This window comes from Hydrogenivirga sp. 128-5-R1-1, from assembly GCF_000171895.1.
Genome location: NZ_ABHJ01000148.1, coordinates 1 through 2,247, shown reverse-complemented (window position 1 = coordinate 2,247; position 2,247 = coordinate 1). Strand labels below are relative to the sequence as shown.

Genomic DNA, 2,247 nt, shown 5'->3' with positions numbered 1-2,247 from the left:
TTCCGAAAGTCATCAGTTGTCTATAATTGACTATATTTTTAGGCAACTGTTGACACCACTATAAATGATAAAAACTTTAAAAACCAGATAAAAAAGATAATAGAAAAAGACTTAATAAAAAAAGAAGAATTTGAAAAAATAAAAGAAGAAGCATTAAACGTAATTGAAAAAGAAAGCAAGAAAAGATATGAAAAAAAAGTTAAGGAAGAAGTAATAAATCAGCTGCTTATCCAGGGATATGTGATAGAAAATGAAAACAGCCAGATTTTATACATAGATACTGAAGATAAAAATTATAAGATTATGATGAAGATTAAAGACGGAAAAATAACGTCAAAGTTTGTAAAACTTGTAGATAAAAAAGATTATACACCTTCAGAATATGAAAAAATAAAAGATAAAGAAAAAATGAAAAAGTGGTGCAGTGATTTTGACAGGCTGAAAGAAAAGCTTAAGGAAAAAGGAATAATAATAAATGATTTAAAAGCTATATATGAACTTGAAAAAAACATAAACTACGTTTACAACCAGGAAGTTAAAAATTTAAAGAAAGAAAAAGGTGTAAAAAATGCAGTGGGTAAAAGAACTTAACTTATTTTTGCCTCAAAACTCTAATTTTCTAATATCAGGGAATATATATGACAGCTACTTTTATGAAAATACCCCATTAAACCTTACAGATTTTCTTGGAAGATGGCTTGTTGAAAAACAAAGTTATTCACAGGTTATTTCATACATACCGTTATCCGGATTTTTTCACGTTTATGGAGATGAAAAAATATTTAATGAAGCTACAGGAGAAAAGATTTTAAACAAAGATAAAAAAGCAACCCTTGAAAATGATTATGAAATTATTAAAAAATTTATAAAAAATGAAAAATATCCTGTTGCACTTATAATAAACTACGCATCAAGGATTGAAGAAATTGCTGAAGGAGACTTTAAAACATTTTTATTTAAGATATTTAAAGATGCAGTAGATCCAAAAGCAAAAAAAGTAAGAACTGAAAATGGAGCTAAATACAATTTAATTTTTCACCTTCTTGATAAGGAAGGTGATATTCCATCATGGTTTTATGTTGATAAGCCTAAAATAAAGTCAATATTAATACAAAAACCTGATATTCTAGTTAGAAAAGAGGCTGTAAAAAAGATACTTCAAGCATTTTCAAAAGATGATGAATCACTTACAGATGAAATAACAGATAAAACCCACGGAATGTACATTCGGGAAATAATAAGTGTTTTTCAAATAGCAAAACAAAATAACATAAAACCTGAAAACATATCTCAAGCTATAAGAACTTACAAAACAGGAGTAAAGGAAAACCCCTGGGAAAACATTGAAAAGGAAAAAGTTAAAAATGTTGAAAATATCATAACTAAAAGGGTTAAAGGACAGGATGAAGCTGTTAAAAAAGCATCTACAATAATTAAAAGGGCATTTTTTAACCTTTCAGGCTCTCAGTTTTCAACATTTTCTCAAAGACCAAAAGGAGTTTTATTCTTTGCGGGACCTACAGGAGTAGGTAAGACTGAGCTTGCCAAAACAATAGCCCAGATAATATTTGGAAGTGAAGATGCAATGATTAGATTTGATATGTCAGAGTTTAGGCACGACCATTCAGACCAAAGACTTCTTGGAGCTCCTCCAGGATATGTTGGATATGAGCAAGGAGGAGAACTTATAAATAAAATAAGAGAAAATCCTTTTTCTGTAGTTTTATTTGATGAAATTGAAAAAGCACATCCAAGGGTAATGGACATAATGCTACAGCTCTTAGATGAAGGAGTTTTAACTTCAGGGAGAGGAGAAAAGGCTTATTTTTCCGAAAGCATAATAATATTTACTTCAAACCTTGGAGCTTCACAAATGACACTTACTAACGGATATGAAAAAAACAAGGAAATAGCAAATAAATATATTGAAAGATATTTTAAAGAAGAAATAAGAAGACCAGAAATTTTAAACAGGATAGGTAAAAACATAGTAGTGTTTAACTTTATAGAAAAAGAAGATGCAAAAGAAATAGCAAAATCTATGATAGGAAAGGTTCTTAAAAAACTTCAAAAAGATAAAGATATAAGGGCAGAAATTGAAAATATTGATAATCTTCTTGATATTGTAACAAATGATTTATCAATGGGAGGAAGAGGAATTGGAAATACAATTGAAGAAATGTTTATTAACCCTCTTTCTCAGCTTCTTTTTGAACATGATGTGAAGCCAAAAGCAGTATAAACTGT

At 28.8% G+C, this 2,247-nt stretch carries 2 protein-coding genes; both read left to right on the top strand.

The window, feature by feature from the left end; translation table 11 throughout:
- The first annotated feature begins 240 nt into the window (after positions 1–240).
- Positions 241–591 (top strand): hypothetical protein, encoded by a 351-nt coding sequence (locus HG1285_RS04065; RefSeq protein WP_008288727.1) that lies wholly within the window; start codon positions 241–243, stop codon positions 589–591.
- A complete protein-coding gene (locus tag HG1285_RS04070; protein WP_008288726.1) occupies positions 569–2,242 on the top strand; it encodes an AAA family ATPase in 1,674 nt (557 codons plus the stop codon). Before HG1285_RS04065 ends, HG1285_RS04070 begins: the two co-directional genes overlap by 23 nt.
- Positions 2,243–2,247 lie beyond the last annotated feature (5 nt).